This window comes from Kitasatospora viridis (assembly GCF_007829815.1).
Classification (GTDB): Bacteria; Actinomycetota; Actinomycetes; order Streptomycetales; family Streptomycetaceae; genus Kitasatospora; species Kitasatospora viridis.
On the sequence record NZ_VIWT01000001.1, the window covers coordinates 1,304,255 to 1,329,670 of the forward strand.

Sequence of the window (25,416 nt, forward strand, 5' to 3'; positions counted from 1 at the left end):
GCCGCCGCCCCCGTGAGGTGCGGACCTCGGGGACCTACTGGTGCCTGACGGACCGTCAGCCCATGTGCGGGTAGCGGTAGTCGGTCGGCGGGACGAACGTCTCCTTGATCGACCGGGTCGAGGTCCAGCGGGCCAGGTTCTGCTTGGCGCCGGCCTTGTCGTTGGTGCCCGAGGCCCGGCCGCCACCGAACGGCTGCTGGCCGACGACCGCGCCGGTCGGCTTGTCGTTGATGTAGAAGTTGCCGGCCGCGAACCGCAGCTTCTCGGCCGCGTCCTGGGCCGCCGCGCGGTCCTGGGAGATGATCGAACCGGTCAGGCCGTAGGGCGAGACCGACTCCATCTGGGCCAGCATCGCCTCGTAGTCCTCGTCCTGGTAGACGTGGACGGCCAGGACCGGACCGAAGTACTCGTCCCGGAAGTACTCGCTCGCCGGGTCCTGGCAGACCAGCACGGTCGGGCGGACGAAGTAGCCCACCGAGTCGTCGTACGTGCCGCCGGCCAGCACCTCGACCTGCGGGTCGGCCTGGGCGCGGTCGATCGCGGCCTTGTTCTTGGCGAAGGCGCGCTCGTCGATCACGGCGCTCATGAAGTTCGCCAGGTCCGAGACGTCGCCCATGGTCAGGCCCTCGACCTCGTCGCGCAGCTCGTCCTTGAGCGCGGCCCAGAGCGAGGCGGGCACGTAGGCGCGGGAGAGCGCCGAGCACTTCTGGCCCTGGAACTCGAAGGCGCCGCGGACCATCGCGGTCTTCAGCACCGCGAGGTCGGCCGACGGGTGGGCGACCAGGAAGTCCTTGCCGCCGGTCTCGCCGACGATCCGCGGGTAGGTGCGGTAGCCGGAGATGTTGGTGCCGACCTCGCGCCACAGGTGCTGGAAGGTGGCGGTGGAGCCGGTGAAGTGGATGCCGGCCAGCGCCGGGTGCTTCAGCGCCACCTCGGAGACGGCCAGGCCGTCGCCGGTCACCATGTTGATGACGCCCTTGGGCAGGCCCGCGGCCTCCAGCAGCTGCATCAGGTAGTGCGCGGCGAACTGCTGGGTGGGGGACGGCTTCCAGATCACCACGTTGCCCATCAGGGCCGGGGCGGTGGGCAGGTTGCCGGCGATCGCCGTGAAGTTGAACGGGGTGATCGCGTAGACGAAGCCCTCCAGCGGGCGGTGGTCGCTGCGGTTCCACACGCCGTCGGAGGAGATCGGCTGCTCGGCGAGGATCTGCCGGGCGAAGTGCACGTTGAAGCGCAGGAAGTCGACCAGCTCGCAGGGGGTGTCGATCTCCGCCTGCTGGGCGGTCTTCGACTGGCCCAGCATGGTCGCGGCGGCCAGCGTCTCGCGCCACGGGCCGGCCAGCAGGTCGGCGGCCTTCAGGAAGATCGCGGCCCGGGAGTCGAAGGAGAGCGCCTGCCAGGCGGGAGCAGCCGCCAGGGCAGTGTCGATGGCCTCCTGCGCGTCCGCCTGGGTGGCGTTGCGCAGGGTGCCGAGCCGAGCCGCGTGGTTGTGCGGCTGGACGACGTGGATCTCGGCGCCGGCACCCATGCGGTGCTCGCCGTTGATCGTCATGGTCAGCTGGACGGGCTCCTGGCCCCCCAGCTCCTTCAGCTTCGCCTCAAGCCGGGCCCGTTCGGGGCTGCCGGGGGCGTAGCTGTGGACCGGCTCGTTCACCGGCGCGGGGACCTGGGTCACAGCGTCCATAACGCGCGCTCTCCTTCGAGTCGTGGGGGGCTTTGTAAGTCCTGGGGGTCATGGCCGCAGTGCGCACTGCGGCCATGGAGGAACGTTAAGCCGCGCGGACGGTCCATCAGGTTGGCCGGGCGGCTAAAGTCATCCATACGGCATTGTTCGAACGGATGAAGGTGAGGCCGATGACCGGCGCGGCCCCCGCCGGAATCCCGCTCCGCCAGCTGCTGATGTCACTCGGCGAACCGCTGGTCGAACTCCAGGCCGCCCCCGCCGGACTCGACGTGCCCGTCAGCGACGTGGCGATCCTCGACCCCGAGGACCCGGCCACCGCCGCCCCCGGCGAACTGGTGCTGGCCATCGGCGCCCGCGGCCGCGCCGCACTCCCCGCCCTGCGCGCCGCCGGACGGGCCCGGGCCGCGGCCGTCGCCGTCAAGCTCGACGCCCCCGGCCAGGCCGACGCGCTGCGCGAGGCCGCCACCGAGGCCGGGGTCGCCCTGCTCTCGGTCCGCCGGGAGACCCGCTGGGAACACCTGGACGCGCTGGCCCGCGCCGTGCTCGCCGGCCCCGACGCGCCCGAGTCGGTGGAACCCAACGTCGGCGACCTCTTCTCGCTCGCCCAGACCACCGCCGCGCTCACCGGCGGCATCGTCTCCATCGAGGACACCTCCAGCCGGGTCCTCGCCTACTCCCGCTCGGCCGACTCCGACGAGGTGGACGACCTGCGCCGGCTCTCCATCCTCGGCTGGCAGGGCCCCGAGCCCTACCTCTCCAAGCTCCGCGAGTGGGGCATCTTCCAGCACCTGCGCAGCTCCGACACCGTCATCGCGGTCGAACCGCACCCCGAACTCGGGCTGCGCCGCCGGCTCGCCATCGGCATCCGGGCCGGCGCCCAACCGCTCGGCACCATCTGGGTGCAGGAGGGCTCCCAGCCGCTCGCCCCGCAGGCCGAGCAGGCGCTGGTCGGCGCGGCCCGGGTGGCCGCGGCCCAACTCGTGCGCCGGCGCCGCGAGGTGTCCGCCGACGTGCGGCTCACCCAGACCCTGCTGACCGGCCTGCTCGAAGGCTCCACCGGGCCGCAGTCGCTCGCCACCCACCTCGGCCTGAACCCGCACCGCCCGGCCACCGTGCTCGGCTACGCGACGGCCGGCGGACAGGCCGTGCGGGCCGAGGTGACCGGGCTGATCTCGGTGCACGCCGCCGCCCGGCACCGCGGCGCGCTGCTCGCCCCGATCGACTCCCGGATCTACGTGCTGCTGCCCGACCTGCCGCCCGCACTGCCGCTGAGCACGGTGCGGGACTGGGCGCTCGAAGTGGTCGCCGCCGCCCGCACCCACCTCGGCGTCGAACTGCGGGCAGCGATCGGCTCCACCGTGCCGGGGCTGGCCCAGGTGCCGGACTCCCGGGCCCAGGCCGACCGGATCCTGGACGCGATGGGCCGCGGCGGGGTGGTGCCCGAGGTCGCCGCACTGCTCGACGTGCAGGCCGAGGTGCTGGTCAGCGAGGTGCTCGCGCTGCTCCAGGAACGCCCCGGCCTGCGCGACCCGCGGCTCGCCGCGCTCACCGACTACGACGCGCGGCACGGCACCCGGCTCGCCGAATCGGTGCTGGCCTGGCTGGACGCGCTCGGCGAGGTGCGGGTGGCCGCGCAGTCGCTGCACATCCACCCCAACACCCTGCGCTACCGGGTGCGGCGGGCCGAGCAGCTCACCGGGATCGACCTGGCGCAGCCGCAGCAGCGCCTGCTCGCGATGCTCCAACTGCGGCTTCCGAGCGCCGACCAAGACAACTGACGAGTCGTCAGACCCCGGTGCGGCGACCGCGCCACTGCTCCCAGGAGGCCAGCCAGCAGGCCTCCGCCTCACCGTCCAACTCCCCGCACCGGCGCAGCCGTTCCCAAGCCCGCTGGGCCGACAGGCTGGGCACCTCACTGGCGAAGACGGTGAACCTGATGGACTCCTCCACCGCCGCCCGCCCGTCCTCGGTGCCCACCAGCCAGTCCGCCCGCTCGGCCAGCCGGCACAGCTGGGCCACCATCAACTCCAGTGCGGCCCTGGCCTCCTCCCGGCTCTCCGAGGCGTACCGCGCCTGCTGCCGCTCGGCCGCCGACCAGTGCTCCACCGGCTCGCCCACCCGCAGCCGCCGGGGCAGCTTGACCCGCCCGCCGGACAGCCGCTGCGCCCGCTCCGCCAGCGCGCGCTCCACGCTCGACTCGACCAGCAACCGGTGCGCGTCCAGCCCGCCGAGCGCCGCCTGCCCGCGGTGCGCCTGGGCGACCCGGCGCCGCCGGCCGCTCTCCAGGCAGCGCAGCAGCTCGCTGCGGCCCGCCGTGTAGCGCTCGCAGTCGGTGCCGGTCAACCCGTCCAGCTCGACGTCGCCCGGCGCCACCCCGCGCCCGCAGAGCAGCACCACCGAGCCGCGGACGGTCAGTTGGCCGGCCCACACGGTGCGCGCGTGGCCCGCCGGCCCCGGCCCGCTGCCGCGCTCCTCGTGGATCTGCACCGGCACCGGCTCGCCGGCCACGGTGATCCACTCCCGCAGGGTGCGGATCCGGCCCGGGCAGTCGCCCTCGTCCAGCCCCAGGTACTCGTAGATCCGGTCCCGCTCGCGCTCGATCAGCTCCTCCGGCTCGGGCAGCGGGGTGTAGCGCTCGATGCCCGGCTGGTAGGTGCGCACCGTGACGTACGGGCCGTCCAGCGAACTCCAGTCGCCGGATCTGACCTCCAGCCAGGAGACCTCGCCGCCGAGCAGCTCGTACCCGCTCAGCGCGTCGCTGTCGGCCCCCGGCCCGCCGACCGCCGGCGGCAGGCCGCGGGCGCCCCGGCCCGACCGGTCCACCCCGTAGACCGTGAAGTCCAGATCGGCGAACAGCTCCCGCAGCAACAGCTCCTGGTCGCGCAGGCGCTCCTCCTGCACCGGCTCCGCCGTCCAGCTCTCACCGCTGATCGTCACCTTCGCCGCACCCCCGGGCTCGCCCACGCTCGTTCCGCCGTCCCACGGCGCCGCGTGCAGGCGGACCGCGTCCGCCCACGATACGTGGGCGCGACCTGCTGGGCCATCAGCTTCCCTCGTACGGTTGGCAGATCGCCCCGGCCCCTCCCGGCGGCGGCCCGACCGCCCTAGGGTGTCGGTGCGTGCGCCCCGCCCCGGGGCGCCGGACCGGGAGCGGCCAGTGGACCCCAACCGCTACCACCTGCTGAGCACCTGGCGGCTGCCCGCGCCGCCCGGCGCCGTCTACCGGGCGCTGCGCGACGTGCCCGACTACCCGCTCTGGTGGCCGCAGGTGCGCGAGGTGCACCGGCTCGACGACGACGCCGGGCGGCTGCGGGTCCGCTCGCTGCTGCCCTACTCGCTGCGGTTCACCGCCCGGGAGCTGCGCCAGGACGAGGCCGCCGGGGTGCTGGAGGCCGAGCTCTCCGGCGACCTGGCCGGCTGGTCCCGGTGGAGCGTCGACGCGGACGGGCCGGGCCGCAGCCGGGCGGTCTTCGAGGAGGAGGTCCGCCCGGGCAAGCGGCTGATGCGGCTGCTCGCACTGCCCGGGCGGCCGCTCTTCCTGGCCAACCACGCGGTGATGATGCGGGCCGGCGAGCGCGGGCTGCGGCGGCGGCTCAGCGGCGAGCCGCCGCCCGGGTAGCCGGACTCAGTTCTGCGAGCGGGCCTTGAACGCGGCCTTGCGGGCCTCCTTCGCGACCTTCCGGTCCAGGTGCAGCTCGCCGACCGCCTCCAGCACCTGCGCGGTGTAGGGGTGGTCCACCCGCCAGAGCTCGCCGAAGAACGAGGCCGGGTTGTCGGTCACCGGCATCTGCGAGATCAGCTCGCGCAGGAACGCGGCGTCGCCCTCGCTGTCCAGCAGCTGCGCGGCGAAGGTGTCCACCGCGGTCCACAGCACCATCGCGCGCTCCGGCGCGGGCACGTCGGTCACCCCCTGGGCGACCAGGTAGGCCCGGGCACCGCCGCCCAGCTCCGGGTCGGCCAGCACCTCGCGGGCGGCCGGCTCGGCGGCCGGGCCGAGCTCGGTCAGCACCAGCTGGGCCAGCATCCGGCGCAGCGGGGCGGTGCGGTCGTCGCCGCGAGCGGCGTCCAGCACCTCACGGGCGGCGGCGACCGGCTCGCGCTCCGCCAGCCAGACCCGGATCTCCTGCTCGGGCAGCACGTTGGCGGCCTCCGCGATGCCCTGCAGCAGCGCGACCGCGTCGCCGGTGGCGTACTCGCCGATCAGCGGGGCCTCGTAGCCCTCGTCCAACAGCCACTGGCGGATGCCGTACTGGCCCAGCGGGGTCAGCTTGACCAGGCCGAACCGGGCCGCCTCGGCCTCGTCCGGCTCGACCGGCTCGCCCTCGGCGGCCCGCCCGGCCGGCTCCGCCCCGCCCGCCGACTCGTCCTCCTCGTCGAAGAGCTCGGGGTCGATCGGCTGGTACTCCAGCAGCCCGATCTCGGCCAGGTCGGCGAGCATCGGGTCCAGGGCGACCATCACGTCGGTGATGTCGCCGAGCATCTCCTCGTCCGGGTCCTCCCCGTCCGGCACCACCAGCAGCGCGGCCAGCACGCCCAGCGGCACCGTCTCCTGGCCCGGCTCGGCGAAGGCGGTGGCCTCGTAGAGCACCTGCAGCGCCTCGTCGAGCAGTTCGGCGGCCTCCGCCTGGACCTCCTCGTACTGGGCGAGCAGCTCCTCGGCGCGCTCCTCGTCGGCCTGCTCGCCCGCGTCCGGCTCGGCGTCCAGCGGCTCGATCTCGGCGGCCAGCTCGGCGATCACGTCGGCGGCCGAGAGCCACATCTCCAGCACCGCCTCCGGGTCGCCGGCCTCCACCGGGGCCAGCTCCTCGCTCGGGCCGGCCGCCCGGTGGCCCTCCTCGTCGTGCGCGAGCACCACCAGCTCCAGGTCGCAGGCCAGCGACCAGGCGCGCATCGCCTCCAGCACCGCCTCCTCCGCCACCTCGCCCTCGGCCGGGGCCAGGTCCAGGAAGCGGGCGGCCTCCTCGCGGTCCGGCTCGGGCAGGTCGCCCAGCTCGTCCACCGGCCGGGTCGGCGCGGCCCAGCGGGCCAGCCGCACGGCCCGCTGCACCAGCGGCACCTCCAGCGCGGCCGCCACCAGCTCGGCCTCCGGGGCCAGCCGCACCGGCGGCACCAGCACCGGCTGGTCGTCCGCGTCCTGCGAGCTCTGCGCGCCGTAGAGGTCGGCGAGGTCGAAGTCGGCGGGCAGCAGGCTCTCGGCCGGCAGCGCGCCCGGTTCGGCCGACGGGTGGTCAGTGTTCTTGCGGCGTCGTCCGGCCATCGGGCGCGATCTCCTCGGAAAAAGGGGTCCTGCGGGGTGCTGCACTGCGATCAGCGTATCGGCCGAGTCGCCAACCGTGCCCGTCCTGCGGGGGGCGCGCGCCACCCGCGCACGCCCCTCACCTGCCACCCCGTATCCTTTGACCTCGACTGCACATCACGCACCACCTCGGCACCGCACCTCCTCGGCCACCACCACAGCGCCGACGAACGGCAACGCCCCGGCACACCCCGCCGGCCCGGGGTGGCGCCCGGCCACATCAGGAGATCCCTGCCATGGCGGACCTCTCCCCCGCCGGCCCCGGCCTGCCCACAGGGCAGCTGACCGGCACCCGGCTCTCGGAGGCCCTGCTCCCCCTGGAACTCGCCCCCCGCGGCCAGCTCCAGCTCTCCGCGCTCAGCCGCTGGAACGCCGTGCGCGGCGTCCGGGTGGCCCTGGTCGCCCTCGCCCTGCTGTTCCTGCTGATCGGCGCGAACCTGGCCACCCCGGTCTACCCGCTCCTCCAGCAGCGCCTCGGCCTGACCGCCTTCGACACCACCCTGCTCTTCACGGTCTACGTCTTCGCCCTGGTCCCGGTGCTGGCCGCGGTCGGCCACTGGTCCGACCTGCTCGGCCGGCGCGCGCTGCTGCTCACCGCCGTGCTGCTGGCCGCCGGCGGCGACGCGGTCTTCGCCACCGCCCACGGCTTCGGCCAGCTCGCCGCCGGACGCGCGATCCAGGGCATCGCGGTGGGCCTGTCCACCGGCGCGGCCGGCGCGGCGCTGGGCGACCTGCTGCCCGACCACCAGACGCTGGCCGCCAAGCTCACCCTGGCCTGCTCGGCCGGCGGCGTGGCGCTCGGCCCGATCGTCGGCGCGGCGCTGGCCACCGGGCACAACCCGCTGCTCACCCCGTTCGCGGTGCACGCCGTCGCGCTGCTGGCGCTGGCCGTGCCGCTCGCCGTGGTGCACCCGCGGATGCCCGGCGCCCGCCGCCACCCGGCCGAGCCGCCGCGCATCACCACCGCCTTCCACCTGCGCCCGCGCCGGCTGGCCGTCCCCGCCGAGGCCCGGCGCACCTTCCTGCTGGCGGCCGGCACCGGCTTCGTCTCGTACGCGGTCTTCGGGGTCTACCTGAGCCTGGCGCCCGCCTTCTCGGCGCACCTGCTGAACACCCACGCCCCGATGGCCGGCGCGGTGGTCGCCGCCCTGCTGCTCGGCTCCTCGGCCTGCGCCCAGCTGCTGGTCCCGCCGACCAGCAATCCGCGGCTGATCGCCCTCGGCATGACCGGCCTGGCGCTGGGCCTCTTCCTGGTGGTGCTGGCCCAGTACGCCCACCAGCCGGCCCTGCTCTTCGTCGGCAGCCTGCTCGGCGGCACCTGCCAGGGCCTGGCCTTCCGCTCGCTCTTCACCACCGCGGTCGCCGCCATGGCCCCGGGCCGCCGCGCCGCCGAGATGTCCACCCTCTGGGTGATCGTCTACCTGGGCTCCTCGGCCCCGATCGTCGCCGTCGGCGCCCTCGCCCGCGCCTACGGCCTGCTCCCCACCATCAGCGGCTTCGCCGCGGTGGCCGCCACGGCCTGCCTGGGGCTCGCGGCGGGCGTGGTGCGGCGGCGCTGACGGGGGGTCAGTCGGACCAGGGACGCCAGAGGCCGGTGTCGATCTCGACGCCGAAGGGCTCGGGGACCGTCAACGGATCCCCGAGCTTCCAGCTCTCCAGCACCTCGTACCGCCCAGCCGCGCGGTCCGGCGCCCCGAACAGGGTGACGCCGGGCCGCCGCGGGTCGCGGTCGACCAGCAGGTAGAACGGGACGCCGCAACGGGCGTAGCCGCTCCACTTGGTGGGGCGGCGATCGAGGACGGGTTCCCGGTCGCTGCGGGCGTTGGACTGCGAGGTGACTTCGACGACCAGCTGCAGCTGCTCCGGGTAGACGTGGAGCACCTCGTCCGCCCGGCTCTGCAGGTCGGTCTCCCGGTCCACCACGACCATGTCGGGAATGTACCCATCGCCAATGCTGATCAGGTCGAGGTTGACGGTCTGGACACTCCTCCAGCGAAAACCCGGATCGATGCGCTTCGCGAACCCGAAGGCATCACTGATGTCGGTGAGGATCCCAGCGTGCGGATAGACGGGCGCAGGTGACACGACGAACTCCCCACCGATCACCTCGACCCGCGTGCCGTCATCCGGCACGTGCAGGTACTCGGCCAGTTCACCCCGCGCCCAGAGCGCGTAGGGCGTGTCGGGCAGGGCCCACTGGCCGTAGGCAAGAACAGACATGGACGTTGCTCCCTCCTCGGTCGCAGCCCCAGCCTGGCCGCACGTAGCCAGATATACCACTGCCGTGCGACCCGCCCACTCGAAGAGGGGAATCGCACGGCAGCGGCGTTGACGAGGCGTCAGCTCAGACGTTGAAGCCCAGCGCCCGCAGCTGCTCGCGGCCGTCGTCGGTGATCTTGTCGGGGCCCCACGGGGGCATCCAGACCCAGTTGATCCGCAGGTCCTTGACCAGGCCGTCGGTGGCGGTCTTGGCCTGGTCCTCGATCACGTCGGTGAGCGGGCAGGCGGCGGAGGTGAGGGTCATGTCGATGGTGGCGGTGTCGTCCTCATCGATGTGGATCCCGTAGATCAGGCCTAGGTTGACCACGTCGATGCCGAGCTCGGGGTCGACCACGTCCATCAGGGCCTCGGTGAGGTCCTCGACGGAGACGGTGCCGGCGGTGGTGCCGACGATGGCCACGGGGCCCTCGGTCGGCGCCGCTTCCGCCGCTGCTGCTTCTGGGGTGTCGCTCATGGGAGTGTGGGTTCCTTTCAGGCCGGGTGGGCGGCGAGGGCCTTGGCGGTGGCGTCCTTCCAGGCCATCCAGCTGAGCAGGGCGCACTTGACCCGGGCGGGGTACTTGGAGACGCCGGCGAACGCGACCGCGTCCTCCAGCACCTCCTCGTCGCCCTCGCCCTGGCCCTTGCTCTGCATCAGCTCCAGGAAGGCCTCCTGGATCTGCTGCGCCTCGCCGACCGGCTTGCCGACCAGCAGGTCGTTGAGCACGGAGGCGCTGGCCTGGCTGATCGAGCAGCCCTGCGACTCGTAGGAGACGTCGGCGACGGTCTGACCGTCGAGCCGGACCCGCAGGGTGATCTCGTCACCGCAGGTGGGGTTGACGTGGTGGACCTCGGCGTCGCCGTCCCGCAGCCCCTTGCCGTGGGGGTTGCGGTAGTGGTCCAGGATGATCTCCTGGTACATCGAGTCCAGCTTCATGACACCGTCCCGTCTCAGCCGAAGAAGTTGCGCACGTGGTGCAGGCCGTCGACCAGCAGGTCGACCTCGTGCGGCGTCGAGTACAGGTAGAACGACGCCCTGGTGGTCGCCGGAATTCCGTACCGCAGGCAGACCGGCCGGGCGCAGTGGTGGCCGACCCGCACGGCGATGCCCTGCTCGTCCAGCACCTGGCCGACGTCGTGCGGGTGGATGTCGCCGAGCACGAAGGAGATCGCCGCACCGCGGTCCACGGCCGAGTTGGGGCCGATGATCCGCAGCTCGGGCACCTCCTGCAGCCGGTTCACCGCGTACTCGGTGATGGCGTGCTCGTGCGCCGCGATCCGCGCCATGCCGACGTTCGACAGGTAGTCGATCGCCGCGCCGAGGCCCACGGCCTGGGCGATCGGCGGGGTGCCGGCCTCGAACTTGTGCGGGGCCGGGGCGTAGGTGGACGAGCCCATGGTGACGGTCTCGATCATCTCGCCGCCGCCGAGGAACGGGGGCAGGTCCTCCAGCAGCTCCTGACGGCCCCACAGGACGCCGATGCCGGTCGGGGCGAGCATCTTGTGGCCGGTGAAGGCGACGAAGTCGGCCTCCAGCTGCTGCACGTCCAGCACCATGTGCGGGGCGGCCTGGGAGGCGTCGATCACCACCAGGGCGCCGACGTCCTGGGCGCGGCGGACGATCGCCTCGACCGGGTTGACGGTGCCGAGCAGGTTGGAGACCAGGGTGAAGGAGACCACCTTGGTCTTCTCGGTGATCAGCTGCTCGATGTTCGCCAGGTCGAGCCGGCCGTCGTCGGTCAGCCCGAACCACTTCAGCTTCGCGCCGGTGCGCTGCGCCAGCAGCTGCCACGGCACGATGTTGGAGTGGTGCTCCATCTCGGTGATCACGATCTCGGACTCGGCGTCGACCCGGTACGGGTCCTCCGCCCAACCGAGCATGTTGGCAACCAGGTTGAGCGACTCCGAGGCGTTCTTGGTGAAGATCACCTCATTGCGGCTGGGCGCGTTGATGAACGCCGCGACCTTGTCCCGGGCGCCCTCGTAGAGCGCGGTCGCCTCCTCGGCGAGCACGTGGACGCCGCGGTGCACGTTGGCGTTGTGCTGCTCGTAGTAGGCGGAGAGCGCTTCCAGGACCTGCCGGGGCTTCTGCGAGGTCGCCGCGTTGTCCAGGTAGACCAGGGGCTTGTCGTCGTGGAGCAGCCGCTGCAGGATCGGGAAGTCCTTGCGGATCGCGTCCGTGTCCAGGAGGCCCGGCAGGGTCAGGTCAGTCACTCTGACGCGCCGCCCTTCACGTAGGCCTCGTAGCCCTCGTTCTCCAGCTTGTCGGCCAGCTCGGCGCCACCGGACTCGACGATCCGGCCGGCCGCGAAGACGTGCACGAAGTCGGGCTGGATGTAGCGCAGGATGCGGGTGTAGTGGGTGACCAGCAGGGTGCCGACCTCGCCGGTCGAGCGGACCCGGTTGATGCCCTCGGAGACGATGCGCAGCGCGTCGACGTCCAGGCCGGAGTCGGTCTCGTCGAGGATCGCGATCTTCGGCTTGAGCAGCTCCAGCTGGAGGATCTCGTGGCGCTTCTTCTCGCCGCCGGAGAAGCCCTCGTTGACGTTGCGCTCGGCGAAGGCCGGGTCCATCTGCAGCGCGGCCATGGCCTCCTTGACCTCCTTGACCCACAGCCGCAGCTTGGGGGCCTCGCCGCGGATCGCGGTGGCGGCGGTGCGCAGGAAGTTGGAGACCGAGACGCCGGGCACCTCGACCGGGTACTGCATGGCCAGGAAGACGCCGGCCCGGGCGCGCTCGTCCACCGACATGGCCAGCACGTCCTCGCCGTCCAGCAGCACCTCACCACCGGTGACGGTGTACTTCGGGTGGCCGGCCAGCGAGTAGGCCAGGGTGGACTTGCCGGAACCGTTCGGGCCCATGATGGCGTGGGTCTCGCCCTGCTTGACCGTCAGGTCGACGCCGCGCAGGATCTCGCGCGGACCGCCCTCGGCCTCGACGGAGACGTGCAGATCGCGGATTTCAAGGGTTGCCATGGTGCTCAGGACTCCTGGGACACGGAGACGAGCACGTCGTCCCCTTCGATCTTTACGGGGTAAACGGGAACCGGCCGGGTGGCGGGCAGACCGGAGGGCTTGCCGGTGCGCAGGTCGAAGCTGGAGCCGTGCAGCCAGCACTCGATCATGCAGTCCTCGACCTCGCCCTCGGAGAGCGACACGTTCGCGTGCGAGCAGATGTCGTTGATCGCGAACACCTCGCCCTCGGTGCGGACCAGGGAGACGGGCACCCCGCCGACCTCGACCCGCTTGGGGGTGTCCTCGGCGAGCTCGCTCAGCGAGCAGGCACGCAGAAAAGCAGTAGCTGAGGTTCGCTCGCTACGCTCGCTCACGCGACACCCGCCAGCTCGGCCTCGATCTTCTCCATCAGCTGGTCGTGGAGCTCCGGCACGCCGATCTGCTGGACCAGCTCGGCGAAGAAGCCGCGCACCACCAGGCGGCGGGCCTCCTCCTCCGGGATGCCGCGGGCCTGCAGGTAGAACAGCTGCTCGTCGTCGAAGCGGCCGGTCGCGGAGGCGTGCCCGGCGCCGACGATCTCGCCGGTCTCGATCTCCAGGTTCGGGATCGAGTCCACCCGGGCGCCGTCGGTCAGCACCAGGTTGCGGTTGTGCTCGTAGGTGTCGGTGCCCTCGGCGGCCGCGCGGATCAGCACGTCGCCGACCCAGACCGCGTGCGCGTCCTGGCCCTGCAGGGCGCCCTTGTAGACCACGTTGGACCGGCAGTGCGGGGTGTCGTGGTCGATCTGCAGCCGGTGCTCCAGGTGCTGGCCGGCGTCGGCGAAGTAGAGGCCGAAGAGCTCGGCCTCGCCGCCGGGGGCGGCGTAGGTGACCCGCGGGTGGATCCGGACCAGGTCGCCGCCGAAGGTCACCACGACCGACTTGAGCGAGGCGTCCCGGCCGATCAGCGCGGTCTGCTGGGCGGCGTGCACCGCGTCGCGCTCCCAGTCCTGCACCGAGACGAAGGTGAGCTTCGCCCCGTCGCCGACCAGCAGCTCGACGTTGGCGGCGCGGGTGCCGCTGCCGGTGTGGTTCAGCACCACCACGGCCTCGGCGAACGGCTTGACCTCGATCACCACGTGGGCGAAGCGGACACCGCCCTCGCCGTGCACGTCGATCTTGACCGGCTCGGTGAGCACCGCGTCCTTGGGGACGGTGACCACCAGGGCCTGCTCGAAGCCGCTGAAGGCCTGCGCGGCGACCCGGTCGACCGGCTTGCCGGCCTTGCCGATCCGGGCGTCGTCGCGGCCCACGGTCTCGGCGGTGACGCCGTCCGGCAGGGCCAGGTCGATCTTGTCGCTGCCCTGCTCGGCGGGGACCGCCGTGCCGTCGTGCAGCCCGCCGAGGCGGTGCAGCGGGGTGAACCGCCAGTCCTCCTCGCGGCCGGTGGGCACCGGGAAGTCGTTCACGTCGTACGAGGGCTTGACCGCGACTCGGGCGTCGATCGGCTGCTGGACCGTGGCCCGGCCGGTGCCGGGCCCGGCCAGCTGCACGCCGGCACCGGCGGTGCCGACCTCGATCGATCCGGCGGTCGTCGAGCCGGAGGTGTTCTGCTCAGCCATGGCTGTTCGTGGTGCTCTCTTCCTAAGGGTCGGGCGGGCTGCGGTGGCTGACGGTGGGTCAGCCGACCGAACCCTCCATCTGCAGCTCGATCAGCCGGTTCAGCTCCAGCGCGTACTCCATCGGCAGCTCGCGCGCGATCGGCTCGACGAAACCGCGCACGATCATCGCCATCGCCTCGAACTCGGTCATGCCGCGGCTCATCAGGTAGAAGAGCTGGTCCTCGCTGACCTTGGAGACGGTCGCCTCGTGACCCATCGACACGTCGTCCTCGCGGACGTCCACGTACGGGTAGGTGTCGGAGCGCGAGATGGTGTCCACCAGCAGCGCGTCGCAGAGCACGTTGGACTTGGCGCCCTTGGAGCCCTCGCCGATCTCGATCAGACCGCGGTACGAGGTGCGGCCGCCGCCCCGGGCCACCGACTTGGAGACGATGTTGGAGGAGGTGTTGGGCGCCATGTGCACCATCTTGGCGCCGGCGTCCTGGTGCTGGCCCTCGCCCGCGAAGGCGATCGACAGGGTCTCGCCCTTGGCGTGCTCGCCCATCAGGTAGACCGCCGGGTACTTCATGGTGACCTTGGAGCCGATGTTGCCGTCGACCCACTCCATGGTCGCGCCCTCGTAGGCCACGGCCCGCTTGGTGACCAGGTTGTAGACGTTGTTCGACCAGTTCTGGATGGTCGTGTAGCGGCAGCGGCCGCCCTTCTTGACGATGATCTCGACGACGGCCGAGTGCAGCGAGTCCGAGGAGTAGATCGGCGCGGTGCAGCCCTCGACGTAGTGCACGTAGGCGTCTTCGTCGACGATGATCAGGGTCCGCTCGAACTGGCCCATGTTCTCGGTGTTGATCCGGAAGTAGGCCTGCAGCGGGATGTCCACGTGGACGCCCTTGGGCACGTAGATGAACGAGCCGCCGGACCACACGGCCGTGTTCAGCGCGGCGAACTTGTTGTCGCCCACCGGGATCACGGTGCCGAAGTACTCGTGGAAGAGCTCCGGGTGCTGCTTCAGCGCGGTGTCGGTGTCCAGGAAGATGACGCCCTGCTGCTCCAGGTCCTCGCGGATCTGGTGGTAGACCACCTCGGACTCGTACTGCGCGGCGACACCGGCGACCAGCCGCTGCTTCTCCGCCTCCGGGATGCCGAGCTTGTCGTAGGTGGCCTTGATGTCGGCCGGCAGGTCCTCCCAGGACTCCGCCTGCTTCTCGGTCGAGCGCACGAAGTACTTGATGTTGTCGAAGTCGATGCCGGAGAGGTCGGAGCCCCAGGTCGGCATGGGCTTCTTCTCGAACAGCTTCAGACCCTTGAGCCGCAGGTTGAGCATCCACTCCGACTCGGACTTCTTCGCCGAGATGTCGCGGACGACCTCCTCGCTCAGGCCGCGCTTGGCCACCGAGCCGGCCACGTCGGGGTCCGACCAGCCGTACTCGTAGGTGCCCAGACCTTCGAGCTCGGGGTGGGAAACGGTGTCAGTCATGCGGGACTCCTCCGCGCGGACGTAGCGGGTGGTTCTTCGGTGGTCGTACCGGCAGTCGGCGCTGCACCGGTGCCCTGGCGGGGCGACGGTGCGGCACCGGGTGCCGGCACATAGGTGGTGCAGACCCCGTCGCCGTGGGCGATGGTGGCCAGCCGTTGCACATGGGTGCCCAGGAGCTGCGAGAAGACCTCGGTCTCGGCCTCGCAGAGCTGGGGGAACTGCTCGGCGATGTGCACGACCGGGCAGTGGTGCTGGCAGAGCTGGGCTCCGCCGGGGGAGGCACCGGCGGTGGCCGCGGGGACCCGCCGCACCGTGGCAGCGTACCCGTCGGCGCTCAGCGCCTCGGCGAGCGCCTCGGTGCGGTGCTCGGCCGCGGCCTGCTCCAGTGCTCCCTGGTACTTCTCACCCTGCCGGTTGAACCGGGCCCGGGCGAAGGCGGCGACCGCCTCCTGGCCCGCCTCGCCGCCGCCGCCGGCCTCGGCGATCCAGCGCAGCGCGTCGGCGGCGAGCTGGTCGTAGGCCTGGTAGAAGGCGTCCCGGCCGGACTCGGTGAGTGCGAAGACCTTGGCCGGACGGCCCCGGCCGCGGCTGCCGTACACCCGCTGCTCGCGGGACTCGACCAGGCCGGCCGCGGCCAGCCCGTCGAGGTGGCGGCGCACCGCGGCGGACGTCAGCCCGAGCCGGCCGGCCAGGTCGGCCGCCGAGGACGGACCGTGGTCCAGGATCGAGCGGGCCACCCGGTCCCGGGTCGCCCGGTGCCCGTCCAGCAGGACCTCGGCCGGGGTCGCGGGCACCGGGGAGCCGGGGGCCGACTCGGCCTCCGGACCCTCGGGGAGCTCGCGCACGTTTTTCACAACACCATTGTTGCGTAATTGCTTCCGACCGAACAAGCCGTGACCGACGCCTCAGCGGTGGGATCCGTCACGCAGGCAAGCCTTACCTGAACGGCCGAGGAACGGGCTCCTACACTGCCCGGTATGCATGCAGAACCCGTCGCCGAGGCCGCGCCGGCCGTGGAGATCCGCGGTCTGGTCAAGCGCTACGCGGGCAAGACCGCCGTGGACGGCCTCGACCTGCGGATCGACCGCGGCGCCGTGACCGCCGTGCTCGGCCCCAACGGCGCCGGCAAGACCACCACCATCGAAACCTGCGAGGGGTACCGCCGTCCGGACGCCGGCACCGTCCGGGTGCTCGGCCTGGACCCGGTCCGGCAGGCCGCCGAGCTGCGCCCGCGGATCGGCGTGATGCTCCAGTCCGGCGGCGTGTACCCGGGCGCCCGCGCCGTCGAGATGCTGCGGCACACCGCCAAGCTGCACGCCCACCCGCTGGACGTGGACGCGCTGGTCGAGCGGCTCGGCCTCGGCTCCTGCGGCCGCACCGCCTACCGCCGGCTCTCCGGCGGCCAGCAGCAGCGCCTCGCGCTGGCGATGGCCGTGGTCGGCCGACCCGAACTGGTCTTCCTGGACGAGCCCACCGCCGGCCTCGACCCGCAGGCCCGCCGGGCCACCTGGGAGCTGGTCCGCGACCTGCGCCGGGACGGCGTCACCGTGGTGGTCACCACCCACCACATGGAGGAGGCCGAGGAGCTGGCCGACCGGGTGGCGATCGTGGACCGCGGCAAGGTGATCGCCGAGGGCACCCCCGCCGGGCTCTGCCGCGACGGCGCCGAGGACAGCCTGCACTTCGAGGCGCCGGCCGGGCTGGACCTGGGCGCGCTGGTCAAGGTGCTCCCCGACGGCGCCGCCGCCACCGAGACCGCCCCCGGCCACTACCGGGTGCAGGCCTCACCGGTCGACCCCCAGCTGGTCGCCCGGGTCACCGCCTGGTGCGCCGAGGCGGGCGTGCTGCCGGAACGGCTGACCGCGCGTCAGCGCACGCTGGAGGAAGTCTTCCTGGAACTGACCGGACGGGAGCTGCGCTCATGAGCACCACCGACTACTCGCCCTGCCCGGGTGCGGCGTCCGCCGGCCGGATGCTGCTGGCGCAGACCGCGCTGGAGACCCGGATGCTGCTGCGCAACGGCGAGCAGCTGCTGCTCACCGTGGTCATCCCGACCGTGCTGCTGGTGCTGTTCAGCGCCGTCGACGTGGTCTCGGTGACCGGCCCCGGCAAGCGCGTCGACTTCCTGGCCCCCGGCCTGCTCGCGCTGGCCGTGATGTCCACCGCCTTCACCGGCCAGGCCATCGCCACCGGCTTCGAACGGCGCTACGGCGTGCTCAAGCGGCTCGGCGCCACCCCGCTGCCGCGCGGCATCCTGCTCACCGCGAAGACCGGCTGCGTGCTCGTCACCGAGGCCCTCCAGGTCGCCCTGCTCTCGGTGATCGCACTGGCCCTCGGCTGGTCGCCGCACGGCAGTTCCTTGACGGTGGCCCTGCTCCTGGTCCTCGGCACCGCCGCGTTCTCCGGCCTCGGCCTGCTGATGGCCGGCACCCTCAAGGCCGAGGCCACCCTGGCCGCCGCCAACCTGGTCTTCATCCTGCTGCTGCTGGCCGGCGGCGTGATCGTGCCGCTCAGCAAGTTCCCGGGCGCGGTGCGCGCCGTGCTCGACCTGCTGCCGATCAGCGCCCTCTCCGACGGACTGCGCTCGGTGCTCCAGACCGGCGCCGGGGTGCCCTGGTCCGACCTCGGCATCCTGGCCGTCTGGTCGGTGCTCGGACTGGCGGCGGCCGCCCGGTTCTTCCGCTGGGAGTGAGCCGGCCAACGACGGTGGGGCGGAACCCGATCCGGGTCCCGCCCCACCGTTGTTCTACTACGTCACTCAGTGCCGGGGCGCCGAACGACGCCGGGCAACCACCACGATGCCCGCACCGACCACGACCACGGCCGCACCGATACCGGCGATCATGCCCGCGTCACTGCCACCACCGGTGAAGGCCAGCGCCGGCCCAGAGGTAGCCGGCGCCGGGGTCACCGGCGGCTTCGAGGTCGCCGCAACCGGCGCCACGGACGTCGGCGCGGCGGAGGTGGCGGGAGCCGAGGTCGCCGGGGTGCTGGCCGACGCGGAGGCCGAGGCCGACGCGGAAACCGACGCGGAGGCGCTGGCCGAGGCGGAGGCCGACTGGCTCGGCGACGGGCAGTTGGGCGGCGGCGCGATGGTGAAGTCGCCGCTCCACTGGTGGTTCTTCTCGGTGGGGTCGTCGTTGGTGTGGACGTGGAACGTCACCGTGTCCGTCGGCGTAGCCGGGAACGATGTCGACTTGTACTCCTTCGAGAAGTACTGGTGTGTGATGACGTCCTTGCCGTCGACCGTCAAGGTGAACCAGTTCGCCTCGGCGCCCACCGGGTAGTCGACGAAGTCAAGCGTGAACGAGGTGCAGTCCCGGTGGTAGCCCGGGTTGTGCGCCGAAGCGACCCCAGCGAACGTGAGGACGCCGGCCGCCGCGAGCGCGCCGGCCCCGGCCAGGCGGCGAGATATCCGCCCCAGTCGTGCCATAACCATGATCCTTCCGAATGAGGTTGTGCAGCACGGACGTTGAATGATCGTGAGCGACCGGCTACAACTCGTGCCCGGGACTCTACCGCCCCTCGCGGGCGCGCATCCCCCAAACAGAACGACCGGAACAGAACTGGTGGTTCAGCTGCCGAATGTGCATCAGTTCGACGACGCACGACCGCGCCCCCGATGATCACCGCTGATCACCGGGGGCGCGTGAGGTTTTACTGACGAACCGTCACGCCTTCCGCCCCGCCGCGCGGCGCCGGGTGGCCAGCACGATGGCGCCACCGCCGGCCAGCACCAGCAGGCCGCCGATGGTGAGCGGGAGGATGCCCTCGGCGCCGGTGAAGGCGAGGCCGCCGCCGGTGTGCGGGGCGGGGGTGGCGCTCGGCGGCGGGGCGGTGGAGGGGGCGGCGGCGGCCGGGGTGGTGGCCGACGTGCTCGGGGTGGCGGGGGTCGAGGGTGCGGTCCCGGTGGACGGCTTGCCCGTGGTCGGGGCGACCACCGGGGCCGGGGCCGAGGTGCTCGGCTGCGGGGCGCCGGGGGTGCTGGCGCTGGGCTGCGGGGCCGGCTGGGTGGGCGTGGTGACCGGCAGGCAGGCGGTGAACGGGAAGTGGTGGGTCTCGGCGCCGCCGCTGCCGACCAGCGAGTGGGCGATCACCGAGCCGTTCACGGGCGCGCCGGTGCCGAGGTCGAAGTCGGCATTGGGGGCCAGGATGGTGCCGGCCCAGGCGAGCTGACTGTTCTTCACGAACTTCTTGGCGCCCGGGAAGTTCCACAGCAGCGCGGCCCGCTCGGCGCCGCCGTCGGCGCTCTGCAGCTTGTCGTCCAGCACGTAGGCGTTCTTGGTGTGGTCCCAGATCCACATCGAGGTGGTGCCGGCGGCCTGCGAGTCGTAGGCGTCGCCGGTCACGGTGACCACGGTGACCGCGCCCTTCGGCACGTTCAGCTGGATCGCCTTGGCGCCCTGGAGCTGCGCGGCGGTCAGCTGGAAGCCGTTGTAGGAGCCGTCGGTGCCGGTGAGCGTCAGCGTCGAACCGTTCAGCGCGACGGTCCCGCCGGCCGCCTGCCCCGCGAGCGTGCCGGAGAGCGCCCGCAGCTTGGCGAACTCGGCGGCGAAGTCGATCGGCGAGGGGCCGTGGGTGACGGTGCCCGCGTGGCCCTCCAGCCGGCCGCCGCCGCTCTTCTGGCCGGCGTAGACGCCGTTGCCGTGCATCACCTCGGTGTTGCCGCCGCCGACGTCGATGTTCCCGCCGACCACCAGAGCGTCCTGGCCGGGCAGTGCGGCGACCTCGGCGGGGGTGAGCTCCTGGCCGACGCTGAAGCCGCGGCTGAAGTCGGCGTCGCCGCCGACCGCGACGGCGCCCTCGGCGTCCGGCGAGTGGCTGTCGTTGCCCTCGATGAACTCGCCGTACTGGCCGGCGACGCCGAGGCCCTGGGTCTGGCAGGCCGGCTGCTGCGCGGCGAAGGCGGCCGGCGCGGCGAGGGTGCCCAGGGCGAGCGAACCGCCGAGCGCCAGGGCGGCGGCGGGAACGGATATGCGCATGTGCTGATCTCCGCTGTGGGTGCGGGACGAGTGGTGTGAGCGCACTCTCCCGGGTCGGCAATGAATTGGTCAAGACCAATGCCCGCTTTGCCCGGGACCCGCCGGGATTGCCGGGAAAGCCGGGGGCTGTGCCCCGGCCACAAGATCCGGTATAAGGCGACCTAGGATGTGCGACGTGCGTACCCCCTTCTCCTGGCTCGCCGAGCGCTGGCAGCCCTCCCCCGCCCAGGTCCGCCGGGCCGCGCTGGCCGCCGTGGTGATGTCCGTGGTGATCGTGGTGACCGGCGGCGCGGTCCGGCTCACCGGTTCCGGGCTCGGCTGCAAGACCTGGCCCACCTGCACCGGCGAGAGCATCACGCCGACCCCCGCGATGGGCGTGCACGGGATCATCGAGTTCACCAACCGCACGCTCACCTACGTGCTCTGCGCGGCGGTCGGCTGGGCGATCCTGGCGGCCCGCTGCTCCCGGCCCTGGCGGCACAGCCTGACCAAGCTGGGCTGGGTCCAGTTCTGGGTGGTGATGAGCAACGCCGTGCTCGGCGGCATCACCGTGCTGGTCGGCCTCAACCCGTACGTGGTGGCGGCCCACATGCTCTCCGCGCTGGCCCTGCTGTGGATCGCGGTGGTCACCTGGGAGCGGACCAAGGAGGGCGACGGGCCGGTCCGGCCGCTGGTCACCGAGCCGTTGCAGAAGCTGGCCCAGGTGCTGGTGCTGGTGACCTGCCTGCTGGTGGTGGCCGGCACCCTGGTCACCGGCGCGGGGCACCACCCGGGCGACTCCAGCGACGTCCCGCGGATCACCTGGCTGAGCTACGCCCAGCTGACCCAGGTGCACGCCGACCTGGTGTTCGCCACCGTCGGCCTGTCGCTCGCGGTGATCTTCGCGCTGGCCGCGGTCAAGGCGCCGGCCGCGGCGCGGGCCCGGGCCCGGGAGCTCTTCCTGGTGCTGCTGGCCCAGGCCGTGATCGGGTACGTGCAGTACTTCACCGACGCGCCGGAGATCCTGGTCGGGCTGCACATGCTGGGCGCCTCGCTGGTGCTGATCGCCGCGCTGCGGATCCCGCTGGCACTGCGCACCCGGGACCCGCTGCCGGTCTCCCTCCCGGTCCAGGAGGCCGTCGCGGCCTGAACCGCAGCAGACAAAGGACGAGGCCCCGACCCCCACTCCGCACCCGGGGGGTCAGGGCCTCGCGCCGTTCCGGCGGCCGGTTCAGCCGCCGAGCTGGATGCCGGCCATCCGCTTCCACTCGTACGGGCCGGTGCGCACCTTCAGGCCGAGCTCGCCCTCGAAGTCGTCGTGCAGCGTGATGCCCGCGAGTTCCGCGGCGCGGCGGCCGACGGCGTAGGTGGGCGCCACCTGGTCGCCCCAGGCGCCGTCCGCGCCGACCAGCACGATCCGGGTGGCGGCCCGGCCGACGTACTCCACCACGCCGTCCGCGCTGCCGCCGTGCTGCTCGCTGAAGGCGGTCAGGTGCTTGGCGATCTTCTTGGCGCGACGCTCGGTTCGGGCGTCCGGGGCGAGGGTCTCTGCGCTGCTCATGCCCGCATGCTACCCACGGGTATCCACCCCTGGCGACGGCCGGGGCGTGTGCCGCCGACCACAGGCACCCGAACGCCGAACCGGCCCGGCCCCTCGGGAGGGGCCGGGCCGGTTCGGTGACGACGGGTCAGCGCGGGAAGACGACGGGTCAGCGCAGGAAGGGGTCCACCGCGACCGCGACCATCAGCAGCGTCAGGTAGGTGATGGACCAGTGGAACAGGCGCATCTCCTTGAGCTTGGCGCCCACCACCCCGGCCTTGGCGCGGGCGTACAGCCCGTGCGCCTCCTTCAGCCAGAACGCGCCGAGCACGGCGGCGCTGGTCGGGTAGAGCCAGCTGGTGTGGTCCAGCGGCCAGAGCGCCATCGAGACGGCCACCATGACCCAGCTGTAGATGACGATCTGTCGGGCCACCGCCAGGTTGCCCGCGGTCACCGGGAGCATCGGCACGCCCGCCTTGGCGTAGTCCTCGCGCACCTTCATGGAGAGCGGCCAGTAGTGCGGCGGCGTCCAGAAGAAGATCACCAGGAAGAGCACCAGCGGCACCAAGTTCAGCGAGTCGCGCACCGCGGCCCAGCCGACCAGCACCGGCATGCAGCCGGCGATCCCGCCCCAGACGATGTTCTGCGCGGTCCGCCGCTTCAGGCCCAGGGTGTAGACGAGGACGTAGAAGAGGTATCCGCCGAGCGCCAGCGCCGAGGAGAGCCAGTTGACCAGCAGGCCCAGCCAGAGCGTGGAGGCCACGCCCAGCGCGATGCCGAAGACCAGCGCCTCGCGCGGCGAGACCATGCCGGTGACCAGCGGGCGCCGCTCGGTGCGGCTCATCACCGCGTCGATGTCGCGGTCGATGTACATGTTCAGCGCGTTGGCGCCGCCGGCCGAGAGGTAGCCGCCGAGGACGACCTCCAGCACCAGCAGGAGGTTCGGCACGCCGCGCTGCGCCAGGAACATCACCGGCACCGTGCTCATCAGCAGCAGCTCGATGATCCGCGGCTTGGTCAGTGCGACGAATGCCCCGACACGGGCCCCCAGTGGCCGGTGCGCGGGGGTCGACCCGATCACCCCGGCGGGGCGGGATTCGACGGCGGTCACGAACACCCCAACTGAAGATGAATCTTCGCAGTCGTAGCCGGGTCGAAGTGCTCGTGAATCCGTTCACGCTGCGCGTACCACGCCACCTTAGACGGTGCATATATCCCGATCCGCCTCGGGGTCTCCTGACGGGGCCCGACCGCACCCCCGTGGGTGAACTGCGCAGTTCGCCGAGGAGCGCGCGGGGACAAACCGGGCCAAGGTGGTACCGGCGCCGCCGGCACGGCGCACCCGCCGGCACCGGGAATCCACCCGCGAAACTCCGGGTTGTCGCGGTGCGGAAGGCAGCCCCCGGAGCGGGCGGTAGGCTCGGCCCTGGAAGCGGGACAACCCTCCGTGACCGGTGCAACCGAAGAAGCGTCAGGCCCACAGTGACGTGGCCGGACCCGGTCCCTTCACGGGGTCATACCTCAATACGGAAGGAGCCCTGAGAAGGGTGAGCACGACGCCGACGAACGCAATTGACTGGTCCGATCTGGACGAGCGCACCGTTGACACGGCCCGCGTGCTGGCGATGGACGCGGTGCAGAAGGTGGGGAACGGACACCCCGGCACCGCGATGGCCCTGGCCCCCGCGGCCTACGTGATCTTCCAGCGCTTCCTGCGGCACGACCCGACCGACCCGAACTGGGTGGGCCGCGACCGGTTCGTCCTGTCGCCGGGTCACACCAGCATGACCCTGTACACCCAGCTCTTCCTCTCCGGCTACGGCCTGGAGCTGGACGACCTGAAGTCCTTCCGGGTGCACGGCAGCCGCACCCCGGGCCACCCCGAGCACGGTCACACCGCCGGCGTGGAGACCACCACCGGCCCGCTCGGCCAGGGCATCGCCAACGCGGTGGGCATGGCGATGGCCGCCCGCTACGAGCGCGGCCTGTTCGACCCGGAGGCGGAGCAGGGCTCCTCCCCCTTCGACCACACCATCTGGGCGATCGTCTCCGACGGCGACCTGGAGGAGGGCATCTCCGCCGAGGCCTCCTCGCTGGCCGGCCACCAGCGGCTGGGCAACCTGGTCGCGCTGTACGACGACAACCACATCTCGATCGAGGGCGACACCCAGACCGCGTTCTCCGAGGACGTGCTGGGCCGCTACGAGTCGTACGGCTGGCACGTGCAGCGGATCGCGCCGAAGGCCAACGGCGACGTGGACGTGCAGGCGCTGTCCGCCGCGCTGGCCGCCGCCAAGGCCGAGACGGCCCGCCCGTCGCTGATCGCGATGCGCACGATCATCGCCTGGCCGGCCCCGGACGCCCAGAACACCGCCAAGGCGCACGGCTCGGCGCTGGGCGCGGCCGAGATCGCCGCCACCAAGAAGGTGCTGGGCTTCGACCCGGAGCGCACCTTCGAGGTCAGCGACGAGGTGCTGTCGCACGCCCGCCAGGTGATCCAGCGCGGCAAGGCCGCCCGGGCCGAGTGGGAGGCCGGCTTCCTGGCCTGGCGTTCCGCCAACCCGAACCGGGCCGCCGAGTTCGACCGGATCCAGGCCGGCGAGCTGCCGAACGGCTGGAAGAAGGAGCTGCCGCAGTTCCCGGCCGGCAAGGACGTCGCCACCCGCAAGGCCAGCGGCGACACCCTGAAGGCGCTCGGCGCGGTCATCCCCGAGCTGTGGGGCGGTTCGGCCGACCTGGCCGAGTCCAACCTGACCACGATCGAGGAGGGCAGCTCCTTCCTGCCCGGTGGCAACCCGCTCAAGGGCGCGAGCCCGTACGGCCGGACGATCCACTTCGGCATCCGCGAGCACGCCATGGGCTCGACCATGAACGGCATCGCGCTGCACGGGAAGACCCGGGTGTTCGGCGGGACCTTCCTGGTCTTCTCCGACTACATGCGCCCGGCGGTCCGGCTGGCCGCGCTGATGAAGCTGCCGGTCACCTACGTGTGGACGCACGACTCGATCGGCCTGGGCGAGGACGGCCCGACCCACCAGCCGGTGGAGCACCTGGCCGCGCTGCGCGCCATCCCGGGCCTGTCGATGGTCCGCCCGGCCGACGCCAACGAGACGGCCGTCGCCTGGCGCACCGTGCTGGAGCGGCAGACCAGCCACCCCGGCCCGGTCGGCCTGGCGCTGACCCGCCAGGGCGTGCCGACCTGGGACCGCGAGGTCTTCGGCTCGGCCGAGGACACCGCCAAGGGCGGCTACGTGCTGGCCGACGCCTCGAACGGCGTGCCGCAGGTGATCCTGATCGGCACCGGTTCCGAGGTGCAGCTCGCGGTCAAGGCCCGCGAGGCGCTGGAGGCCGAGGGCATCGCGACCCGGGTGGTCTCGATGCCGTGCGTCGAGTGGTTCAACGAGCAGGACCAGGCCTACCGCGACCAGGTGCTGCCGCCGAGCGTGAAGGCCCGCGTCTCGGTGGAGGCCGGCATCGCGCTGGGCTGGCGCGAGCTGGTCGGCGACCACGGTCAGATCATCAGCCTGGAGCACTTCGGTGCCTCGGCCGACTACCAGGTGCTGTACCAGGAGTTCGGCATCACCGCGGAGGCGGTGGCCCACGCGGCGCACAAGTCGCTGCGCTCGCTCGAAGCCGTCAACCGCTGACG

23 protein-coding genes are annotated in these 25,416 nt (G+C 72.4%); 7 read left to right on the plus strand and 16 right to left on the minus strand.

Annotated features, from left to right (window positions below; translation table 11 throughout):
- Positions 1-55: 55 nt before the first annotated feature.
- Positions 56-1,684 (minus strand): L-glutamate gamma-semialdehyde dehydrogenase, encoded by a 1,629-nt coding sequence (gene pruA, locus FHX73_RS05875; RefSeq protein ID WP_145903849.1) that lies wholly within the window; start codon positions 1,682-1,684, stop codon positions 56-58.
- A 170-nt stretch (positions 1,685-1,854) separates the two neighbouring features.
- On the opposite strand from pruA, the gene FHX73_RS05880 reads away from it, so the two are divergent.
- Positions 1,855-3,462: a PucR family transcriptional regulator gene (locus FHX73_RS05880; protein WP_145903851.1), complete on the plus strand. Its 1,608-nt coding sequence runs from the start codon at positions 1,855-1,857 to the stop codon at positions 3,460-3,462.
- A 7-nt stretch (positions 3,463-3,469) separates the two neighbouring features.
- Here the strand turns inward: FHX73_RS05880 and FHX73_RS05885 are convergent, their stop codons facing one another.
- Complete coding sequence (locus FHX73_RS05885; protein WP_145903853.1) at positions 3,470-4,621, minus strand: hypothetical protein; 1,152 nt, start codon at positions 4,619-4,621, stop codon at positions 3,470-3,472.
- Between the two features lie 220 nt (positions 4,622-4,841).
- On the opposite strand from FHX73_RS05885, the gene FHX73_RS05890 reads away from it, so the two are divergent.
- Positions 4,842-5,303: an SRPBCC family protein gene (locus tag FHX73_RS05890; RefSeq protein ID WP_145903854.1), complete on the plus strand. Its 462-nt coding sequence runs from the start codon at positions 4,842-4,844 to the stop codon at positions 5,301-5,303.
- Positions 5,304-5,309: 6 nt separating this feature from the next.
- Here FHX73_RS05890 and FHX73_RS05895 read toward each other — a convergent pair whose 3' ends face one another.
- On the minus strand, positions 5,310-6,941 hold the full coding sequence (locus tag FHX73_RS05895) for a hypothetical protein (protein ID WP_145903856.1): 1,632 nt from the start codon (positions 6,939-6,941) through the stop codon (positions 5,310-5,312).
- Positions 6,942-7,216: 275 nt separating this feature from the next.
- Here FHX73_RS05895 and FHX73_RS05900 point away from each other — a divergent pair, with 275 nt between their 5' ends.
- Positions 7,217-8,539, plus strand: a complete 1,323-nt coding sequence (locus FHX73_RS05900; RefSeq protein WP_145903858.1) for an MFS transporter — start codon at positions 7,217-7,219, stop codon at positions 8,537-8,539.
- A 7-nt stretch (positions 8,540-8,546) separates the two neighbouring features.
- Here FHX73_RS05900 and FHX73_RS05905 read toward each other — a convergent pair whose 3' ends face one another.
- The 9 genes from FHX73_RS05905 to FHX73_RS05945 all read right to left on the minus strand — a co-directional run bounded on the left by FHX73_RS05905 (position 8,547) and on the right by FHX73_RS05945 (position 16,120).
- On the minus strand, positions 8,547-9,200 hold the full coding sequence (locus tag FHX73_RS05905; protein WP_145903860.1) for a Uma2 family endonuclease: 654 nt from the start codon (positions 9,198-9,200) through the stop codon (positions 8,547-8,549).
- A gap of 124 nt (positions 9,201-9,324) precedes the next feature.
- Positions 9,325-9,714, minus strand: coding sequence for a metal-sulfur cluster assembly factor (locus tag FHX73_RS05910; RefSeq protein ID WP_281292649.1), 390 nt, complete (start codon positions 9,712-9,714; stop codon positions 9,325-9,327).
- Positions 9,715-9,731: 17 nt separating this feature from the next.
- On the minus strand, positions 9,732-10,175 hold the full coding sequence (sufU, locus tag FHX73_RS05915; RefSeq protein WP_145903862.1) for a Fe-S cluster assembly sulfur transfer protein SufU: 444 nt from the start codon (positions 10,173-10,175) through the stop codon (positions 9,732-9,734).
- A 14-nt stretch (positions 10,176-10,189) separates the two neighbouring features.
- Positions 10,190-11,443, minus strand: a complete 1,254-nt coding sequence (locus FHX73_RS05920) for a cysteine desulfurase (protein ID WP_145908095.1) — start codon at positions 11,441-11,443, stop codon at positions 10,190-10,192.
- A gap of 5 nt (positions 11,444-11,448) precedes the next feature.
- Complete coding sequence (gene sufC, locus FHX73_RS05925; protein ID WP_145903863.1) at positions 11,449-12,213, minus strand: Fe-S cluster assembly ATPase SufC; 765 nt, start codon at positions 12,211-12,213, stop codon at positions 11,449-11,451.
- A gap of 5 nt (positions 12,214-12,218) precedes the next feature.
- On the minus strand, positions 12,219-12,566 hold the full coding sequence (locus tag FHX73_RS05930) for a bifunctional 3-phenylpropionate/cinnamic acid dioxygenase ferredoxin subunit (protein ID WP_145903865.1): 348 nt from the start codon (positions 12,564-12,566) through the stop codon (positions 12,219-12,221).
- Entirely contained in the window at positions 12,563-13,792 is a 1,230-nt protein-coding gene (gene sufD / locus FHX73_RS05935) for a Fe-S cluster assembly protein SufD (protein WP_145903867.1), read from the minus strand. Before sufD ends, FHX73_RS05930 begins: the two co-directional genes overlap by 4 nt.
- A 58-nt stretch (positions 13,793-13,850) precedes the next feature.
- Positions 13,851-15,266, minus strand: coding sequence for a Fe-S cluster assembly protein SufB (gene sufB / locus FHX73_RS05940; RefSeq protein ID WP_145903870.1), 1,416 nt, complete (start codon positions 15,264-15,266; stop codon positions 13,851-13,853).
- Complete coding sequence (locus tag FHX73_RS05945; RefSeq protein ID WP_211786148.1) at positions 15,263-16,120, minus strand: helix-turn-helix transcriptional regulator; 858 nt, start codon at positions 16,118-16,120, stop codon at positions 15,263-15,265. Before FHX73_RS05945 ends, sufB begins: the two co-directional genes overlap by 4 nt.
- Before the next feature lie 123 nt (positions 16,121-16,243).
- Here FHX73_RS05945 and FHX73_RS05950 point away from each other — a divergent pair, with 123 nt between their 5' ends.
- Both FHX73_RS05950 and FHX73_RS05955 read left to right on the plus strand, forming a co-directional pair.
- Positions 16,244-17,191 carry an ABC transporter ATP-binding protein gene (locus FHX73_RS05950; protein ID WP_145903871.1) on the plus strand — a complete coding sequence of 316 codons (948 nt, stop codon included), beginning with the start codon at positions 16,244-16,246 and terminating at the stop codon, positions 17,189-17,191.
- The gene (locus FHX73_RS05955; RefSeq protein ID WP_145903873.1) at positions 17,188-17,958 is read left to right on the plus strand and encodes an ABC transporter permease; all 771 of its coding nucleotides are present in this window, start codon (positions 17,188-17,190) and stop codon (positions 17,956-17,958) included. Before FHX73_RS05950 ends, FHX73_RS05955 begins: the two co-directional genes overlap by 4 nt.
- A gap of 66 nt (positions 17,959-18,024) precedes the next feature.
- Here the strand turns inward: FHX73_RS05955 and FHX73_RS05960 are convergent, their stop codons facing one another.
- Entirely contained in the window at positions 18,025-18,699 is a 675-nt protein-coding gene (locus tag FHX73_RS05960; protein ID WP_145903878.1) for an LAETG motif-containing sortase-dependent surface protein, read from the minus strand.
- A gap of 238 nt (positions 18,700-18,937) precedes the next feature.
- Complete coding sequence (locus FHX73_RS05965; RefSeq protein ID WP_145903880.1) at positions 18,938-20,248, minus strand: choice-of-anchor A family protein; 1,311 nt, start codon at positions 20,246-20,248, stop codon at positions 18,938-18,940.
- Between the two features lie 166 nt (positions 20,249-20,414).
- Between FHX73_RS05965 and FHX73_RS05970 the strand changes: the two genes are divergently transcribed.
- Positions 20,415-21,377 (plus strand): COX15/CtaA family protein, encoded by a 963-nt coding sequence (locus FHX73_RS05970; RefSeq protein WP_145903882.1) that lies wholly within the window; start codon positions 20,415-20,417, stop codon positions 21,375-21,377.
- A gap of 81 nt (positions 21,378-21,458) precedes the next feature.
- Here the strand turns inward: FHX73_RS05970 and FHX73_RS05975 are convergent, their stop codons facing one another.
- Positions 21,459-21,788, minus strand: a complete 330-nt coding sequence (locus tag FHX73_RS05975; RefSeq protein ID WP_145903884.1) for a hypothetical protein — start codon at positions 21,786-21,788, stop codon at positions 21,459-21,461.
- Between the two features lie 148 nt (positions 21,789-21,936).
- Complete coding sequence (locus FHX73_RS05980; protein WP_145903886.1) at positions 21,937-22,878, minus strand: heme o synthase; 942 nt, start codon at positions 22,876-22,878, stop codon at positions 21,937-21,939.
- A 436-nt stretch (positions 22,879-23,314) separates the two neighbouring features.
- Between FHX73_RS05980 and tkt the strand changes: the two genes are divergently transcribed.
- On the plus strand, positions 23,315-25,414 hold the full coding sequence (gene tkt, locus FHX73_RS05985) for a transketolase (protein WP_145903888.1): 2,100 nt from the start codon (positions 23,315-23,317) through the stop codon (positions 25,412-25,414).
- The last annotated feature ends 2 nt before the right edge of the window (positions 25,415-25,416 follow it).

What these genes read in the sequence shown, in the direction of transcription:
- FHX73_RS05895 (WP_145903856.1), bottom strand. Translation starts at nt 6,941, where the DNA reads ATGGCCGGACGACGCCGCAAGAACACTGACCACCCGTCGGCCGAACCG.
- FHX73_RS05960 (WP_145903878.1), bottom strand. Translation starts at nt 18,699, where the DNA reads ATGGCACGACTGGGGCGGATATCTCGCCGCCTGGCCGGGGCCGGCGCG.
- sufB (WP_145903870.1), bottom strand. Translation starts at nt 15,266, where the DNA reads ATGACTGACACCGTTTCCCACCCCGAGCTCGAAGGTCTGGGCACCTAC.
- FHX73_RS05965 (WP_145903880.1), bottom strand. Translation starts at nt 20,248, where the DNA reads ATGCGCATATCCGTTCCCGCCGCCGCCCTGGCGCTCGGCGGTTCGCTC.
- sufU (WP_145903862.1), bottom strand. Translation starts at nt 10,175, where the DNA reads ATGAAGCTGGACTCGATGTACCAGGAGATCATCCTGGACCACTACCGC.
- FHX73_RS05950 (WP_145903871.1), top strand. Translation starts at nt 16,244, where the DNA reads ATGCATGCAGAACCCGTCGCCGAGGCCGCGCCGGCCGTGGAGATCCGC.
- FHX73_RS05910 (WP_281292649.1), bottom strand. Translation starts at nt 9,714, where the DNA reads ATGAGCGACACCCCAGAAGCAGCAGCGGCGGAAGCGGCGCCGACCGAG.
- FHX73_RS05975 (WP_145903884.1), bottom strand. Translation starts at nt 21,788, where the DNA reads ATGAGCAGCGCAGAGACCCTCGCCCCGGACGCCCGAACCGAGCGTCGC.
- sufC (WP_145903863.1), bottom strand. Translation starts at nt 12,213, where the DNA reads ATGGCAACCCTTGAAATCCGCGATCTGCACGTCTCCGTCGAGGCCGAG.
- FHX73_RS05905 (WP_145903860.1), bottom strand. Translation starts at nt 9,200, where the DNA reads ATGTCTGTTCTTGCCTACGGCCAGTGGGCCCTGCCCGACACGCCCTAC.
- FHX73_RS05880 (WP_145903851.1), top strand. Translation starts at nt 1,855, where the DNA reads ATGACCGGCGCGGCCCCCGCCGGAATCCCGCTCCGCCAGCTGCTGATG.
- FHX73_RS05900 (WP_145903858.1), top strand. Translation starts at nt 7,217, where the DNA reads ATGGCGGACCTCTCCCCCGCCGGCCCCGGCCTGCCCACAGGGCAGCTG.
- sufD (WP_145903867.1), bottom strand. Translation starts at nt 13,792, where the DNA reads ATGGCTGAGCAGAACACCTCCGGCTCGACGACCGCCGGATCGATCGAG.
- FHX73_RS05970 (WP_145903882.1), top strand. Translation starts at nt 20,415, where the DNA reads ATGTGCGACGTGCGTACCCCCTTCTCCTGGCTCGCCGAGCGCTGGCAG.
- pruA (WP_145903849.1), bottom strand. Translation starts at nt 1,684, where the DNA reads ATGGACGCTGTGACCCAGGTCCCCGCGCCGGTGAACGAGCCGGTCCAC.
- FHX73_RS05955 (WP_145903873.1), top strand. Translation starts at nt 17,188, where the DNA reads ATGAGCACCACCGACTACTCGCCCTGCCCGGGTGCGGCGTCCGCCGGC.